11 protein-coding genes are annotated in these 17,039 nt (G+C 64.8%); 4 read left to right on the forward strand and 7 right to left on the reverse strand.

All coding sequences use genetic code 11. The annotated features are described in order from the left end of the window. Window positions 1–170 precede the first annotated feature (170 nt). From ACYOEI_RS23985 to ACYOEI_RS24000, 4 genes are all read right to left on the reverse strand, one after another. A complete protein-coding gene (locus ACYOEI_RS23985) occupies window positions 171–1,973 on the reverse strand; it encodes a serine hydrolase domain-containing protein (RefSeq protein ID WP_462852162.1) in 1,803 nt (600 codons plus the stop codon). Between the two features lie 281 nt (window positions 1,974–2,254). Continuing rightward, complete coding sequence (locus ACYOEI_RS23990; RefSeq protein WP_462852163.1) at window positions 2,255–7,708, reverse strand: neutral/alkaline non-lysosomal ceramidase N-terminal domain-containing protein; 5,454 nt, start codon at window positions 7,706–7,708, stop codon at window positions 2,255–2,257. Between the two features lie 20 nt (window positions 7,709–7,728). Then, window positions 7,729–8,235: a hypothetical protein gene (locus tag ACYOEI_RS23995; protein ID WP_462852164.1), complete on the reverse strand. Its 507-nt coding sequence runs from the start codon at window positions 8,233–8,235 to the stop codon at window positions 7,729–7,731. Continuing rightward, window positions 8,225–9,238 carry a DUF1559 family PulG-like putative transporter gene (locus ACYOEI_RS24000; protein ID WP_462852165.1) on the reverse strand — a complete coding sequence of 338 codons (1,014 nt, stop codon included), beginning with the start codon at window positions 9,236–9,238 and terminating at the stop codon, window positions 8,225–8,227. The genes ACYOEI_RS23995 and ACYOEI_RS24000 overlap by 11 nt, the downstream gene beginning before the upstream one ends. Before the next feature lie 702 nt (window positions 9,239–9,940). On the opposite strand from ACYOEI_RS24000, the gene ACYOEI_RS24005 reads away from it, so the two are divergent. Next, window positions 9,941–11,071: an SGNH/GDSL hydrolase family protein gene (locus ACYOEI_RS24005; RefSeq protein ID WP_462852166.1), complete on the forward strand. Its 1,131-nt coding sequence runs from the start codon at window positions 9,941–9,943 to the stop codon at window positions 11,069–11,071. A 131-nt stretch (window positions 11,072–11,202) separates the two neighbouring features. Here ACYOEI_RS24005 and ACYOEI_RS24010 read toward each other — a convergent pair whose 3' ends face one another. Further along, entirely contained in the window at window positions 11,203–11,682 is a 480-nt protein-coding gene (locus ACYOEI_RS24010; RefSeq protein WP_462852167.1) for a GNAT family N-acetyltransferase, read from the reverse strand. A 119-nt stretch (window positions 11,683–11,801) separates the two neighbouring features. Between ACYOEI_RS24010 and ACYOEI_RS24015 the strand changes: the two genes are divergently transcribed. Next, the gene (locus tag ACYOEI_RS24015) at window positions 11,802–12,263 is read left to right on the forward strand and encodes a DUF6714 family protein (protein WP_462852168.1); all 462 of its coding nucleotides are present in this window, start codon (window positions 11,802–11,804) and stop codon (window positions 12,261–12,263) included. Between the two features lie 95 nt (window positions 12,264–12,358). Here ACYOEI_RS24015 and ACYOEI_RS24020 read toward each other — a convergent pair whose 3' ends face one another. Continuing rightward, a complete protein-coding gene (locus ACYOEI_RS24020) occupies window positions 12,359–14,086 on the reverse strand; it encodes an ArnT family glycosyltransferase (protein ID WP_462852169.1) in 1,728 nt (575 codons plus the stop codon). Window positions 14,087–14,828: 742 nt separating this feature from the next. Then, on the reverse strand, window positions 14,829–15,491 hold the full coding sequence (locus ACYOEI_RS24025) for a tetratricopeptide repeat protein (protein WP_462852170.1): 663 nt from the start codon (window positions 15,489–15,491) through the stop codon (window positions 14,829–14,831). Between the two features lie 469 nt (window positions 15,492–15,960). Between ACYOEI_RS24025 and ACYOEI_RS24030 the strand changes: the two genes are divergently transcribed. Together ACYOEI_RS24030 and ACYOEI_RS24035 are read left to right on the forward strand one after the other, a co-directional pair. Beyond that, complete coding sequence (locus tag ACYOEI_RS24030) at window positions 15,961–16,218, forward strand: hypothetical protein (RefSeq protein WP_462852171.1); 258 nt, start codon at window positions 15,961–15,963, stop codon at window positions 16,216–16,218. Window positions 16,219–16,242: 24 nt separating this feature from the next. Further along, window positions 16,243–16,587 carry a hypothetical protein gene (locus ACYOEI_RS24035; RefSeq protein WP_462852172.1) on the forward strand — a complete coding sequence of 115 codons (345 nt, stop codon included), beginning with the start codon at window positions 16,243–16,245 and terminating at the stop codon, window positions 16,585–16,587. The last annotated feature ends 452 nt before the right edge of the window (window positions 16,588–17,039 follow it).

Here is a 17,039-nt window from a genome sequence, read left to right on the forward strand (position 1 = left end):
TTCGACCTTGGTGGTAAAAGGCCAAGGGCCAGTCGCTCTGTCGATGGACCTTGGCTCGGTCGCAAGCTTGGACCGGTCTCCTCGGGCGGCCTGAGGAGCTTGCGCGCGGGATCCGCAGCTCATGGAGGCGGGGCCCTTGTGCGATCAAGGAAAGGCCCCGACGGTGCGCCTCAACGCTTCGTTCCGGCTCGGACGATGTCGTAGTCCGTGATCGTGCCATCTGCCGTGAGGTGGATGAGGAGACAGTGATTCGCCTTGTCGGTCACCATCTGGAAGAACACGATGCGGCCCACTTCGCTCTTGTGTCGCTGGATCTTTCGCCCGGAGACGTCCTGCTCGGCGAGATATCTCAGCGATTGCAGGCCGGCCATCTCCGGTTCGGAGCCTTTGCCGAAGACGTCGCGTGCACCTGGGGTGAGTGCGGGCGTGTCGGCGACGAACTTCCCTCCCTGTTGGATGGCCCCCAAGGTGGCAACGATCGTCTCCGTCCTCCGCGGGTCGGGATCGGTTCGCGGCTCGAGGGAGGTGAAGAGGGGCCCGATGCGTGGCACGTTCCATTCGCGATCGTTTTCCTTCCAGACGAACTCACGGATCTCACCACTTGCATCCTTGATGAAGGTGATCCGGGCGTTATGTTGCGTCGAACGATAACGGTCGTCGGTCTCCGGCAGGAAGTCTTCGTCTGGGAGCCCATCGACGACGGTTTGCAGCCGGTCAGGGCCCGTCGCCAGCGTCATGATCCGGTGGCTCGCGAACTCGTAATATCCGGCCCGGGCGAGGAGCTGGTCCTCGGCCACTGCGACCGCCGGAGCCTGCGCGAGATCCGGCAAGGGATAGTCGGGCCAGTGATACTCTCGGGCGATGGCTTGCACGATGCGGGAGAGCATGCCGGAGTTGTCGTTTGCGTTGATCATGATCGCCGCGCCCTGGCCGGTCTCCGCGTAGGCGATCAATCTCGCGTCGAACCCCCGATCGCGGCCGTTGTGGCCGAATCGGAGCGCATGGCCGCTCCCCTCCAGGAATACTCCGAGCCCAACGTCGTTCTTCTGGCTGGTGAGCATCTGTCGCGCCATCGAGCGAGACAGCACCTTGTCCGATTTCCCCTCAAGGGCCTCCTGCACCCCGATGGCGAAATGCGCCAGGTCGGAAGGGGTCGTCCACAGCCCGGCCGCCGCCATCTCCGGGTAGATGTGCCACCTCCCTTTCACTCGGCCCCGGGCTTGATCGTGGCCGCACGCCGAGAGCCCGGCTTTCTCGGGTGGCAACGGTTGCTCGAATGTGCTCTCCTTCATCCCGAACGACTCCAGCACGGTGTCGCGCATGAACTTCGGGAACGGCTCGCCCGTGACGTCGACGATCATCTGCTGCATCACGGTGTACCCCCCGCCCGAGTATCGCCAACGGCTGCCGGGAAGGCAGTCCACCCGGATAGGCTCGGTCGTCGCCGGCTTCACTCCGTCCAGGATCTGGACGAGGGTCGGGACCGGCGCACCCGAGGGATAGCCGGGAAATCCGTGGACGGTCAGGCCGGCCGTATGGCTGACGAGTCCGCGGAGGGTGACCTTCTTCGTCTTGGTGAATTCGTTCTCCGGGACCTTCCATGTGGTGAGCCGAGTGTTCACGTCGTCATCTAGCGAGAGCTTGCCCCGTTCCACCAGTCGCAGAGCGGCCGAGGCCGCGACCGATTTGCTGACCGACCCGGCCTGGAAGAGTGTGGAGGTCGTCACCGGCGAGACTCCACCCTCTTCCGTCACGCCGTAGGCCGTCGCCTTGACGATCTTGCCCCCCTGGATCACGGCCAGAGATAGGCCGGGGACGTGACGCTTCCGCATCTCGCCCAGGATGGCTTCGTCGATGGCAGCGGACGAGGGACTCGACGTCGCCGATCCGGGGGACGGTCTCGGAGGACTCTCCCAGGCCAGCGACTCGCCCGAGATCAAGCAGAGGAGGATCGCGCCTAAGGTGCGTTTCATCGCCGCATCCCATCCTTTCCGGTGAGGTCCGACATCGAGGCTTGGAAAGTGGCCGTTTCGGCTTCGGGCCCCGATGGGGGCTGCCGTGGCCGATCGCCCGGACCCAGCCTAAAGTTGAGACCCTGCCGAGGTCTTGTGGCCGCGAAACGTCCTCTTATCTCAGGGTAGCCTCTTCACGCAGTGTGCGACGGGTTTCCCCGATCGAGGTGCCAACGAAAACGGCCCTCGACATCTTTGGATGATGCCGGGGGCCATGTCGTTGAGATGTCGGCGGGGTGAGCTCACCGGGTGAGGAGCCGCTTCGCCCGCTCGTGGGAGCGATTCTTCGAGGGGTCGAGCAAGGTCTGGGTCGCCTCGTCGCCGAGGTCGGCTTTGGTGATGCGGCCGGCCTCGACGGCGTCCAGCAGGGAGGCGCGTCGGTCGTCGTCGCGGAGCAACGCCTCGATCGTGAACTTGCGGTTTCCGGGCGTGTAGTGGCCGAAGTTGGCGAGGAGGGCTTTGGTCGCCTCGGGGGAAGGGACGTCGCCGAGTGCACAGACGGCGCCTTGCTGGAGCTCGGCGGAGACGCCCTTGGCGAGGTAACGCGCGATCTGGGCACCGCGGCGTTCCCAGGGCTCGACGCCGAGCATGCGCAAGGCGTCGTAGCGGGTCCCTTCGGGGACGTCCTTGGCGTCGGTCATGGTCGAGGCGAGGTCGAGGGCCCTTCGCCAACGGCCCCTGAGGGCCTGGTCGTCGCGGACGATGGACTCGAGCCGTTCGGCGGGCCAGGCACCCGCCTGGGTGATCCCGTTGATGAGGCCTCCCCCGATCACGACGGCCTGCCAGTCCTCGAGCGGCGCCTTGTCATTGGGAAGCGACGCGGCGAGCAGGCGACCGAGCTCGTCGGCGTCGTTGCGGCGTCCGGCCGCGATCGCGACGCGCCAGATCCAGGGGATCCGGCGGTATTGCTCCTCACGGTCGGGGCCCAGGCCTCGGCTCATCGCCGTGACGAGCTCGGACGAGAGCTCGGGGTGCTCGCCGATGATCGCCTCCCGCCGAGGGCCGGATGTCGCCGGGTCGAGGATCGTCTTTGCCAACTCGTCCGCCGAGGCCTTGGGCTTCGCCTTCGTCGCGGGAGCAGGATCCTCGCGGAGGCCGCCGCCGGATCGTGACGTGAACACAATCGCGCGGACGTCGGCCAGGGCCCCCTGGACCGGCCCCGACGGCCGGATCTCGAGCCGGTGGACCCCGGCCGCCAGGGTGAGCTCGCGGAGGAACATGGAGTCATAATTGGCCCAGGATCCGGTCGACGTGAACCGGCTCCGGATCGGTGCGCCGTCGACGTGGACGAGGTAGGCGTTGCCCGCCGAGGCGTCGTCGCAGGCCCATTCGACGGTGACCGTATACGTCGACGGCTTCTCGACGCGGAAGTTCCAGGCGGCGCGGTCCCCCGCGCTGTGCCAGTAGCCGAGGTTGCCGAACTCGGTCTCATAAGTGAGGGTCGGGCCATAGACCTCGGCCGCCTCCGCCGCGAGGCGGATCGAACCGTCGGGGCCCGGCTCGACGGTCCTCGGCCGGTTCCCGTCGAGGTCCTTCGGACGGGGGACGTCCCGGGAGAGGAAGGCGATGAGGTCGGCCAAATCGGCCGGCTTGAGGTCGTTCTCCAGGCCTTCCGGCATGAGCGAACGTCCCGAGGTCGCCAGCTCTTCCAGGTCGGCGCGGAGGATCGTGTCGGCTTGTCCTTCCTGCCGCTTCAGGGTGATCGCGCTGGCGGTCTCGCCGGCGATCAGTCCGGTGAGGACACGACCATCCTTGAGTGCGGCGGTGTAACTGGCGTATCGTGCGTCGACCTCGTGGTTCGGGTCGAGGATCGCCCCGATCAGCGCGTCGGCCGACGTGTCGGTCAACGCGGCGAGGTCCGGGCCGACCTCGTGGCCGACACCGCCGACTTTGTGGCAGGCGGCGCAGATCCTCCCGAACACCTGCTTGCCGCGCGTCGAATCACCGGTCATCTGCTTGGCCGGGGCGAACGCCTCGAGCACGGCTCGGCGCGGCCCGATTCCCTGGGATCCAAAAATGCGTGAGGCTCGATCGCGGAGCGACTCCGAACCTTTCGAGAGGAACTGCTCGCGGTGCGCGGCGTCGATCTGGCCGGGGACGATCGAGCCGCTCTCCAATGCGGCCACGAGCGTCTCGGAAGTCTCCGGCCGGGCGAGCAAGGCGTCGAGGGCTTCGGCCCGGCCGCTCGGCCCGAGGCGTGCCCAACGGGCGATAATCGCCTCGGCGGCAGGGCGATCGCCGAGCTTGGCCAGGGTTCGGACCGCCTCGAGCTGGATCTCGGCCGGCTCGCTCGGGTCGAGTCGTTCGGCGAGCGTACTGCGGTCGGCGTCGCGCGAGGCAGTGACACGGCCCAGGAGCCGGAGCGCGACGAGGCGAGCGGCGACCTGCGCCCCCTGGTCGGCCGCCAGGGTGGCCGCCGAGGCGATCGACGCCCTGACGACGGGGTCGTTGGCCAGGGACTCATCGCGGGCGCCGTCGAGGAGCTCGGCGAGGGCTCCGAGTTTCCAGGGCTCGGGCTTCGTGCCGTCGACTCGGATCGCGGCGAGCGCCTGGGCGATCGCGTTTCGGTCCTTCGATCCCGCGACCGTCGCGATCAGAGGCTCGACGAGCGCCGAAGGGGGACCGCCGGCGTTCGCCGAGGCGACCACGCTCTCCAGCACAATCCCGGCGTGGTGCATCGACGAGCTGAGCAGGGCCGCGCGGATCCAGTGGTCCGCGCCGTCCTCGACCGCGATCTTGCCGAGGGCCTTGCCGGCTTCGGGCGAGGCCCACTCTCCCAGGCTCAGGGCGACCTGGTAGCGGACCGTGGCCGCCGGGTCGTCGACCATCGCCAGGATCGCCTTAACGACCGCGGGATCCTTGCCCAACCAGGGCTCGGAGAGTCGGACCGCCTCGCGACGGACGCCGGGGCTGGCGTCGGCGAGCGCCGCCGGGAGCAGCTTCGGGGTGAGCGAGCCGAGACCGTCGAGGGCACAGAGGGCCTGGGCACGCGCCGCCGGGTGGCCGGCCTCGCGGGCGAGGCGTTCCAGCACCGGGACCGCCTCGCGGTCGGCGCGGTGGAGGAGCAGGCGTTGGACGTTGTCTCGAAGTGTGCCGTTGGGGCTGTCGATCGCCGAGGCCAGGTCGAGGGTCGACAGGGCGTCGAGGCGCGGGACCGCCCTGGGGGGCTGGCCTTCGGGGAAGACGCGGTAGATCCGCCCTTTTTCGGCTCCCGCCCGGACGTCCAGGGTCGCCAGGCGTTCGGGGCTGATCCAGCGCGGATGCTCGACCACGAATCGGTACATGTCGACCACCCAGAGCGCCCCGTCGGGGCCGGTGCGGACCTGCACCGGCCGGCACCACGGGTCGGTCGAGGCGAGGAACTCCGACGACTGCTCGTCCTGGGCCTTGCGGGCGGAGAAGGTCACCCCGTCGGGCTCCAGGATGAGCCGTCGCACGAGGTTGTGGACCGGTTCACAGGTGAACGAATTGCCGGCGTACTCGGCCCCGAGGAGCGTGTCGCGGTAGATGAGCGGGCTGCACGCCGAGGTCACGTGGTTGGCACTATCGGGCTCGTTGTAGCGGGCCAGGGTCCGGCTCGCGGGGTAGAGCCGCTGCATCGCCTCCCCTTGGGCGGGCACGACGCTGGGGTAGGGGGCGGCGACCCTCGGGTTGCGATGGGCGTAGTGGTCGGGGAGGGGATAGTGCTGGATGAGCACGCTGTTGTTGCCGCCGAACTGGTTCCCCCAGTCGTCCCGGACCCGCCCCTGCTGGGTCAGGCCCGACGCCGGCTCGAACTCGCCCGTGTCGGGCCTCATGCGGAAGTCACGCCCGCCGATGCTGATATCCCGCCCGCTCGCGGTCCCTCGGATCGCGCCGCCGATCAGGCCGTTCGCGCCGTAGACCCAGTTGTCGAGGCCGAGCGCGAGCCCGTTGACGCGTGCCTGGAAGTTCTCGGTCGCGAACCCCTCGAAGAGCGTCCGGCGGACGTCGGCCTTGCCGTCGCCGTCGGTGTCCTCCGCGTAGATGATGTCCGGCGCGGCACAAATGAGCACCCCTTTGCGCCAGGCCGTTACGCCGGTCGGGAACGGGATCCCTTTGAGGAAATCGGTCGCCGTGTCGTAGCGGCCGTCGCCGTCGCGATCTTCCAGGAACTTGATGATCCCGCCGGGCTTCCCTTCGCCGTCGAGACCCGACGGGTAGTCATACATCTCGCAGACCCAGAGCTTGCCGTCGGCGCCGAAGTCGACGGCGACCGGGCTCTTCACGAGCGGCTCGGAGGCCACGAGCTCGACCTTGAGCCCCGGCTTGGTTCGGAAGGCCCGTCGCGACTCCTCGGGCGAAAGCGCCGGGGGCGAGTCGTCGTCCGCATGCTTCGTGTTCGAAGGGTCGAACCCGGGCCCGACGACGCGATGGACCGCGTCGATGATGATCGCCTCGACGCCGGGCTTCAATCGCGACGCCCGGGCGTAGTAGGTCATCGCGAGCCCGCCTTCATAGCCCCCTTCGCGGAGGATGCGCTCGGAGGGGATGTAGCAGGGGACGTCGTTGGCGTAGGCGGTGACCCAGAGCCGGGCCGGGTCGAGCTCTTTCTTGAGCCTGAGAACGTAGTCGACGACGACTTCGCCGGGGAGGAAGACCATTGCGAGCGCGTTGCCGAACCGCCAGGCCTGCACCGAGTACGGGAGCTCGGCCGGGATCGCCTCGCCTCGGGCGAGCCTGGCGAGTTGGAGCGTCGCGTTGTGGCCGACGGGCCCGCCCCCTTTCTCGATCGCCTCGAGCTCGGCGCGGGTGGGCACCTTGTCGAAGGGCAGCGAGAGTTTTTCATAGGAGATCTTCGGGACCTCGGGGAGCTCGGTCCAGGACCCTTTGAGCAGTTGGTTGACCTCGTCGGCGAGCGCCCTGCCGTGGTCCTTCGCGGCGCCGGCGACGTACTGCCGGGTCGGGTTGGCGTCGGCCCCGCAGCCGACCAGGGTCAGGGCGATGCAGCCCGGGTGGTCGGCCTCGATCGCCGTTTGGGCGTAACCGGCCCAGTCGCCGTCGATGAGGTTTTCCTCGGGACGGAGCGTGGTGCAGTGGCAGGCGTAGTTCGCGACGATCGCCCGGAGTGCCCCGTCGGGCCCGACAAGCTTGAGGACTGGTAAGCTGTGGTCCACGGGCCCGCCGGGCGTTCTCCGGTTCGCGGCGAACTTGGCGCGGCCCTGCGACCACGAAAGCCGCCCGGGCTTGCGGTCGGCCAGGGCGTCGAGGCAGACCGCCTCGAGCTTGTCGACGAGGTCGCGTGTGTATTTGTTGATATGAGCTTGGTCCTCGGCCGGGATCGGCTTGCCGAAGATGTTGGGTGCGACCCCCGTGAGGCAGGGGGCCGAGTGGGTGTGCGACGAGCCGACGGAGAGCCGCTCTCGTGCGAGCCCGGCCCGTCGGCCGAGCCTCGCGGCGACCTCGGCGGTGATCGCCTCGGGAACTCCGAGGTTGTCGACCGCCACGAGAACCGCGGGCTTTTGCTCGTCGGTGCCGATCGCCAGGGCCTTCGCCCAGATTTTTTGTCCGACCCCCGTCGCCTCGGCGGAGCGGCCGAGGTAGCCGTGGAGCCGGATCGGCCCCGTCGGCGTGATGTCGACCCTGGCGACGCCGACGGAGGTGGGGGGGACCTCGTCGGCGAAGGTGATCATGCTCATGGCCAGGGCACACAGGATGAGGGCGGGATGCGTTTTCATCGGGGCTCGGTTCCTGTTCCTCATCGGTGACGGAATCTGGACTTCGAAGAGCCGGGCGCCGGTTCCTCGGCCTTCTTGAGGTCGAAGTCGATGGACTCGGCCTGGCCGGCCTTGACCTCGGCCTTGAGTGTCGAGCGCATGTTGTAGATCGTCGGGAGCCGCGACGCCTTGGGCTTCAGGAACGGCCCGGGCGCCTCGCCGGGTTTCAGTTTCGATTCGGTTTCCTCGGTGATCGAGACTTGGTAGGTCCCCGGCACGGGCCCTTCGGCCCGAGCGATCGAGTACTCTCCGTCTCGGATCAGGCCCCCGATCACGATGGGTGTCCCCCCGCCGTTCGGTGCCGACCGGAGCTGGATGGCCCCTTTCGCGAGGGGGATCCCGTCATACGAGACCTTTCCCCAGACGGCCTCCCGGGGGAGTTTGTCCTCCTCCCCCCCTCCGCAACCGACCAGGGCGAGCGCGGGGACGATTCCGAGAAACCGTCGGAGCGAAGCCGTTCGGGATACGCCAGGGATGTCAGTACGCATCGGCGCTGATCACCTCATTTCCCTGGGACGTGCTGAGTGCGCTCCACGTCACGAGGTTAATCGAGTTCTTCATGAATTTCACGCTCCCGTCGCACATGCCGACGTTCACGCCTCCCGAATGCCGGCTCCGGGCCGCCAGGTACCAGATGAGGTCGGCGGTGGTGCAGGGGGGATTCTGGGCGTAGGGGTAGTTGCACAGGCCCGGGAACGTGACGTCCGGCGAGGTGCTGTTGGGCGCGAGGTACGCCGTGAAGAGCGCACAAGGGCCAAGCCAGGTGAACCCGCGGAGGTCGAGCGCCCCGTTCCCCGGGACGCCCACCACGGCCTCCGAGACCATCATGGTGTTGCTGAGCCCGTCGCTGATCGAGCTGACCGGGTAGGTGGTCATGGCCGTGCCGTCAGCCTGACGCTGCTGGTAGTTTGCCCCCGCGATGTCGACCAGCGGCGAGCCGATGTCGGTGAACGGGGCCATCAGGAACGTGGCCCCGTTGAGGGTCATCTGCTCCATGTCGGTGTTGCCGAAGTTGACCACGTAGTTCTGCGAAGTGATCGGCGTCGGCACGCCGTTCAAGTTGACGTTGATGCCCGAGGTGACCCTGTTGTTCGAGTCCGACGGGCAGTAGAACGCGCTCACGCGGCTCGAAGTGACCGTGATATTGCACTCGCCGCTGTAGCGCAAGGGGCTGTCGACATCGCCGGGCCGGCCCATGTTGTTCCCATAAGAATTCCAGGCGTTGAACAGCGGTTGCTGTTCGATGAACGGGAGGATCGCGTTGCACCAGGTCCCCCAGGCGTCCCCGTTCATCCCCTGCGGGAGCGTGCCCACCGAGCTGATGTAGTTATGCATCCCGATCCCGAGCTGCTTGAGATTGTTGACGCACTGGGCACGTCGGGCGGCTTCGCGCGCGGCCTGGACCGCGGGCAGGAGCAGGGCGATGAGGACCGCGATGATGGCGATCACGACGAGCAGTTCGATCAGGGTAAAGCCGCGACGTCGTCGCATGAAGGACTCCTTCAGTGGAAAATCGTCGAATCGAGAACGGCCGAGGTCCGGGGCTGACGACTTCAAGAGGAGAGGGGGTCGCAAGCGCAATTCCATGAGCCCGAGACGTCGCGAGCACGTGCCCCGGGTGCAATTCCCAACCGGACCGAAGGGCTCGGCCCGGGGAATTCATCAATCTGTCCTCAACCGGTGAATTGCGCGGGGCGTGACAGAGTTTTTTCGAGGGTTTGGAAAAAGCCCACATCCGACGACCTGTTCTCGCAGGAAGTCGTGACGACGTGAAGGGATAGGAACGTCCTTGATGTCGTTCGAGACATGACCCGCAGGGAGGACCTGCCACGTGCCGCGAGGTTCGTTGACAATGCCTCAGGTGTCGATGGCGTCATAAGTTGTGCGGTCAGCGAGTCGCGCACGATTCAAGCTCCGGTCAGGGTTGTCGGCCGTCGCTCGACGGATCGAAGTCACCCATTTGCATGTCCGAGATGGGCGCGTTGTAATGACCCTCGCCCTCCGGTGTTCTCGGACACCTTCGGTGCATCGGAAACCGTGCGATTCCGTCACGATCCTCAGCAAACCAACGGCTCGGAACGGGCTCGACGGGGGTCGATCCGTTTTAGGTCGGGCTCCTCTTCGACTGAGAATTCACTCTCCCCGATCAGGCGGTCGCTGGGGTCTGTCCCATAGACAAGAAACGAGAAGCGAATGTCCGGCCACGTTCAACGAGTCCTATCTGCTTGGCTTTTGCTACCCTTCTTGACGACGGCCTCCCTCAAGGCGGACGACCTGAAGTCCACCGAGAAGGACGGAGTTCGCTGGTATGACGTCCGACAGTTAGGAGTCGAAGGCCGGGGCTGGACGGACACGCTCGCCCCCTACGATCGACTCCCCTCTCGGGCCAAGGGGGTCGTCCGCGACGAGGTCTGGAATCTAAGCCGAGACTCGGCCGGTTTGTGCGTCCGCTTCACGACCTCGGCGACGACCATTCATGCCCGCTGGACTCTCGCGAAGAGCGAACTCGCCCGACCCCACATGTCCGCCACGGGTGTGAGCGGTGTCGACCTGTATGCCAGGGATCCGGCAGGAACCTGGCGATGGGTCGCCTGCGGTAAGCCGGCCGCGAAAACCAATGAGCTCATCCTCGCGACGGGCTTAGTTCCAGGTCACCGCGAGTATCTCCTGTATCTGCCGCTCTACAACATCGTCGAGTCCTTGGAAGTCGGCGTCCCCTCGAACGAATCGATCGCCGACGCCCCTGATTATCCTGCCGACCTGGCGAAGCCGATCGTGTTCTATGGCACGTCCATCACCCACGGCGCGAGCGCGAGCCGTCCCGGGATGACGCATACCGCGCTCCTCGGACGCTGGTTCGGTCGACCTGTGATCAACCTGGGCTTTTCGGGCAACGGCAAGATGGAGCCCGAGGTCGGACGGTTCCTGGTGGAATTGAAACCGGCGGTGTTCGTGATCGACTGCTGTCCGAATCTCGTCGGCCAGGAAACGGCCGAGCGGACCGGACCACTCGTCGCCCAACTCCGCGCGGCCCACCCCACCGTCCCGATCCTCCTCGTGGAGGATCGCCGCTACACCGATTCCTGGATCCAAATCCAACATGCCGAACGCAACGTCGGCAACCATGCCGCCCTCAAGAAAGCCTTCGATGCCCTGATCGCGGCGGGAGACAAGAACCTGCTTTATCTATCCGGTGACCAGTTGCTCGGCGACGACAATGAAGGAGCCGTCGACTCTTCACACCCGACGGACCTTGGCTTCTATCGGCAGGCGAAAGAGTTCGAGAAGGTTCTCCAACCGCTGCTCAAGCGACCCGTTCGATAGGTTGTGTCGCAAAACGAGGAATGCTCAAACGGCGAGACGCGCCCTCGGGCCGATGACGAAGCCCGCGCCATGCGCGGCGATCGTTCCGTCCTTCGCGAGGTGCTGCGCCGGCGGAATCTATTGGTTGATGATCATTCAACGTAAATCCAATTCCATGAATGCTGCGTCGGGGAACGGGCTGTCGCAGTAGGGAGGGATTTCGCGGAAGCCCAGCGCCCGATTGAGGGCGACCGCGTCCCCGATCCTCGAGGCGATGGTGTCGAGCCGCATCCCCGGTCATATCCGAGGGTCCGTGCCTCCTCAATGACTCGCCCCGCGAGCTTCCGGCCCAGCTTGAGCCCCCGGAATCTCGGATCGACGAACAGCCGTTTCATCTCGCACACACCGTCGCCCAACGCCCTCAACGCGACGCAACCCGCCGGTTCGGCTTCGACCGTCGCCAGCAGGATGCAACCGGAGGGAGGGGCGTACTTGCCGGGGAGCGAGGCGAGTTCCTCGGAGAATCCCTGGAATTCGAGGTCGAGACCCATCGAATCTGCGTAGTCGAGGAACATCGACCGGATGGCAGGCATGCTCGTCTGTTCGGACTGTCGAGCGATGGTCATGTTCATGGCTGGCCCCGCGATGCTTTCCTGTCGCACGATTCGAGCTTGAACCGATGAAACCCCGCGGATGATCCTGGGTATTCGGTCCTGGCTTCTATGCGGCACACCCACGGAGGTCAAGAATCATGACAATCGCAGAGATTCGAGATCGAATCGAGGCGGCCTTCGCGGAGACTCCCGCGCCGGGTGACGCCTTCCTCGAGATCTCCGCAACCCATCAGGACGAGGGCATCGTCGAATATTTTCGAGGGACGACCTGGCGAGGTCACGGGATCCAAGACCTGCGTCACCACTCTGCCGCGCTCTCCTTCTTCACCGGGCCCGCCTTCCGTTATTGGCTCCCCGCGTTCATGCTCGGCTCCCTGGAGGATTCGGAAGCTGCGGATGTCAAACCCGAAGGCATCGCCTCTTCGATGCTGGACTATAGCCGGAGGAAAGTGTTCACTGCGAATGAACTCAACGCCGTTGCAGCCTTCCTCGCCCATTTCGCCGAATTATATGGCTCCGATCGCTTCAGGAGAGCCACAGAACGCGTCAGCCAATCGGCGGATAATTGGGCCTGCGACCGCCACGCAGGTGCCCCGTGATCGGGGTGGAGGGAATCGAGGACGCGCCCGCACCACGCCCCCGACCGGTCCGCTGGCCTCGGGATTCACGTCGTTGTGCGACGGCTTCCGTCGACCTACTTCGTCTGCGGAATACGTCGAGTCGCAACCTGAGATGGGTTCGAGCGGACGATGGTGAGGTACAAGGTCTCCGACTGGACCTTTTCGGCGTTGAACCCGCTTACGGTCTCTTGAATCTCGGCGACGAACTGGGGGTCACGTCGAAGTTGCGAGAGTTCGTGCGGCATCAGGGGGATGAGGACCGCGTTGGAGCCATCGACCCTCTCCCGGAGGTCGGCCCAGGTCCGGACCGTAGGGGCAGGATGGCCAAGCGCGAAGACGGCCCCGGGCGGTTTGAAGGAGCTAAGTAACGGTTGAGCCCCTGACGAAGCCTCGAGTGCGGCGAGACGACGGCCGACGACGGCCGACGTGCGATACGGCTCGCCCGAGGGGAGAAGCCAGCCGGCGAAGATGGCGAGCGAGAGCGCCGAGAAGATCATCGCTCCTCGAGTCGCGCGTTCGATCCGGCCGGCCGACAGCTCGCGAAGGCTGAAAACCGTCGCCACCCCGATCACGCCGGTCAGGACCAACGCAGGGACTTGCATGGGGGGCGGGAGGACCTTGAGAGCAAACCCGACCAGACCCGCCGTCAAGGCGAAGCCGACCGTTGCGAGCGTCGCGCAAGCAACCCGGCCCAGCCGCCACGAGGGTAAACCGACTCGCGACTCGCTCGATCGCACGAGCACCCACGCGATCAGTAGCGCGATCGCCGGCACGGCCGGCAAATAGTAGTGGATCAACTTCGTCCGCACGCACTCCAGGAGGACGAGCGGCCCCACCACCCAACCGAGCAAGAAGCCCACGAGGGGGGTCGCCTTCCGGCTCGACCAGGCCGACACGAGCGCCGTGGGCAAGAGCGCCGACCATGGAAAGAGGGTCGCCATCCCCAGCACGACGTAATAGCCGGGGAACCCGCCGTGTTCCTCCAGCCCGTGAGTGGCTCTCTTGATGATGTGAAAGCCTATTGCGACATTGAAATATTCGCCCTGCGAACGCAACAGGATGGCGACGTTCCACGGCACCACGATCGCCGCGAACAACAAGGGGCCCCACCGCCATCGGAGCCGAGAAAGGTAGGTGAGCGGGCTTGGTCCGCCGCAGAGCCAGCCGGTCATGACCGAGGCGACGAGCAACACCGGGCCCGCCGGCGACTTGGTCAAAACCGCGAGTCCCAGGAGCGACCAAAACGCCGCGCAGGCTCCGCGGGAAGGCCTTTGCCAGAGCTCCCACAGCGCGACCTGACAGCCGACGACGAAGAAGGTCAAGGTCGCATCCGTCGTCGCCAACTTCGATTCGGCCACCATGAGTGGCATGGTCGTCAGCACGAGGGCCGCAAGGCGCCCAACCCGATCACCCAGGATACGCTGCCCCCACCACCACGTCAGGAGAACCGTGCACGTACCCATCAGGGCCGACACGAGACGCGCTCCGAACGGGTTGTCGCCGCCGATGGCCGTCCCGGCGAGCATCAGCCAGTAAATCAGAACGGGTTTATGGTAGCGCGGTTCGGCGTTGAACGTGGGATGGACCCAGTCGCCGCTTTGCCGCATCTCTCGGGTGGCTTCCGCATATCGCGGTTCGTCCCGATCCCAAAGGCTGATCCGGCCGTTGCCGATGAGGTTGAGAGTCAAGGCCAACAAGCCGATCAGTACGCCCTCGCGGAGGACGGACCGGGGGGATCGAGAGCCCGAACTCCCGGCCGAGCCAGAAGTAACGGCGCCGAGGGGGATCAGCTTGAGCGGCATGAATATTCTCTATCCGAGGGAGCGATCCCATCCATGGAATACGTGATACCGCGATTGCCAAGCACCATCGCGGCACAATCCTCAAACCGTTCGCCCACAACCACGAGTTCGCCGAAGTCCTCCGGCCGTGATGCAGGACGTGGCCACCTTGCCAGTTCGGTCGCGCCGCGGGCGACCATAACCGAAATCAGCGATTCCTACCATCACAATCGGGTATCGCGCCCGGCCGCCCGCAGACCTTCCATTCAAATCCCGTCTTGGGGACATGCGATCCTTTCAATCCAGTGTTGGTGGGTGCCGACGAGCAAATCCGCAACGGCGAGGGTGAGCCGGTCGCCTTGCCGGTGGCGGCGTCTGGGGACTAGGGATACCGGGCCGATTGGATCGACAAGTACCTGATCGATCTGGAGATCAAGTTGGTAGTCCCATCGAAGGAGAACGAAGATCGTTCGGCGGCCGGTGGAATTCGACAAAGGCGCACCGTCGACGCAACGTCGTGGCGCCTGATCGGCTGGCGGAAGGAATGTCGCCGGATCGTCTCACGCTACGAGAAGACAGCGGTGAATTGCGTCGGCATGATCAAAATGACGTTCATCAAACGTTATCTCCGAATCACCTGCTAGAGGCCCCTTTTCGGCGGAGCCTATGGCGAGTGCCATTCAGTCCTGAATCAGGCCGAAACTTTTAATAATGAACATATCTTAATAATGATAGCTAATATTTTAATCGATCGCAGTCCTGCTCATTCCCAGAATGGTTTCTTGTCGCCATACAATGTAAGTTTGACATTCGCATTATCACCCTCATCTTGCCGGTAGGTTGGGTCTTCGAGCGCCTTCCTTTGCCATCGGATGGCCTGCTCGAAATCTCCGATCTCGGCATATGCGCACGAGAGCGTGTCGACGTAACCGGGATTATTCCAGCCGGTGAGTTCACACGCCTTGGTGGCCTCCTCGACTGCGAGCTTCCCATTTCTACACCGATCAACTTTGGAAGTTGCGTAAAGCCACGCCCGATTGTTGATAGCCGAGGCACGATTCGGAGCAAGCCGTATTGCTTCAGCGTAGTCAGCCAGTGCTCTGTCTTCACAAGCAGGGCGATCGTTGTCTTGGATTCCTTTCATGTGCCATGTGAAACCGCGAGAATTCCGGAACGTTGACTCGTCAGGTCTAAGCTCAAGGGCCCGATCATATTGCTGCAAGGCTTGGTCGTATTTGCCCTCAACCAGAAAGTCTTGTGCCCTCCCCGCGTAGGAGAATGCGTCCTTCGAGGCGAACTCTCCCTCTTGCTGATGGGTATTGCCCGGCGTCGAGGGGCTTACGGGACTAGGACCCACATTGTTCGAACGGTCACAGCCAATCCCCAGGCCAAGGGCGCAAATGAAGACGAGTGCTTTGATTCCCACGCCGTCATCCCCGATTTAAAAACTTGTGTTTTGCGACTTCCTGCTGCCGTTCCCGAATCCTTGCAAGGGCATTCTACTTGCAATAGGAATTGTAGTGGTCCACGAGTTCTCTGATGTGGAGAAGGCCGTCTTTGATGCTCCCCACCAGCGCTTCAACCTTCTTTTCCAGAGTCTCGATCCTTGACGGATCGTACCGCAGCGAGATTACTAGCTGGTGGGGCTCGATGTTAATTGGATCAGTTATAATCGGTGAAAATCGTCCCGAATACCGGAAAAGTTCGGCACCGTCCGTCTTTCGCATCTCCGCGCGAGCCTATGGCCAAGCACCGTCTCTATGATTGCGCCGGCCCATTGGGCGTTGTATGCTCGTCCCATGAGCGCGGATCCGCCCGACTGAACCTCATCTCCCGGCATAATCGGCCCGTCGCCTTCCGGGCGCGGGCTCGCCGCCGTGCCCGCCGATCCGGCGTTGCACGCCGTGTCGTCCGCCCGCGAATGGAGGGAGATCGCGGAGTCCTACGTCAGGCGAGGGCTCGCGGCGAGCGCCTTCAACCCGTACGAGCGGGACGCGGGCGGCGTCACGCCGGACGGGAGGATCAACGTCGATTCCGGCGTCCTGAATCCCGAGCAGATGCCGCACCTGCCGCCCCCCACCCCGCAGGCCTGGCGGGAGGCGCGGCCCCGCACGCGAATCGACGCCCCCATCGCCTACGAGGACATGGAATAGCGAGCCAGTACTCACGAGGCGGCGGTGGAACTCGCCCCGGAGACCGACCTCCCGATCGGCGGGGCGGCGAGGAGTCTGCTCAGGACAATCCGACTGAGGAGCAAGGATCTCGTGGCGGCGCGCCCAGCCCTCGTCGGTAAAGCGGAAGTTCGCCTCCGGCCCGCGCGTCATCCCCGACACCGGATACATGATCCCGGCCGCGGCCAGCTCACGGTAGGGCGGCCGGGTGTCGGCCGTGACCTCGACGTGATCGTCCGTGAGGACGAGGCGGCGGAGCAGGGCCGGGGCGGATTCGGACAGCGCGACCGTCTCGGGCATTGGGTTCCCCTCCGTGATGACCTCCGACGACCGGATTCTATCACCGCGTGACCACCCCTGGAACCCATCCCATTCGATGGGAATCCGTGCGAATCGGCGGATGATTTTTCGGATAGAATATAAGGTCATATGGTCAAATAACAAATTGACAACATTGATTTCGTCGCATCTCTATGTCTTGTAAAGCTTTTCGTCGAATCGGGGCGGCGGGATTTGAACCCGCGACCTCTAGGCTCCCGGTCTGAGTTTGTCGTAATGGATTCGTATTTGTTTTGTAATGGATATAGGTGTAACTCAATAGTTTTAGGAGAGTTATGGAAATCCCTTGTGGGGATTGAATGGGGGCTGCATGGCCCGTCCATGTGCCATTTTGTTGTGGAGTTCGGGCGGCCGGACACCTGGATTGCGAGGAGGGCGGTCTCCCAGATGCCTTCGAGTTTGCGTGAACGGTTGTATCTCTTTCTCGGATTTGATACGTGGGAAGTATCAGGGCACGGCGTGTT

Source organism: Singulisphaera rosea (genome assembly GCF_054877945.1).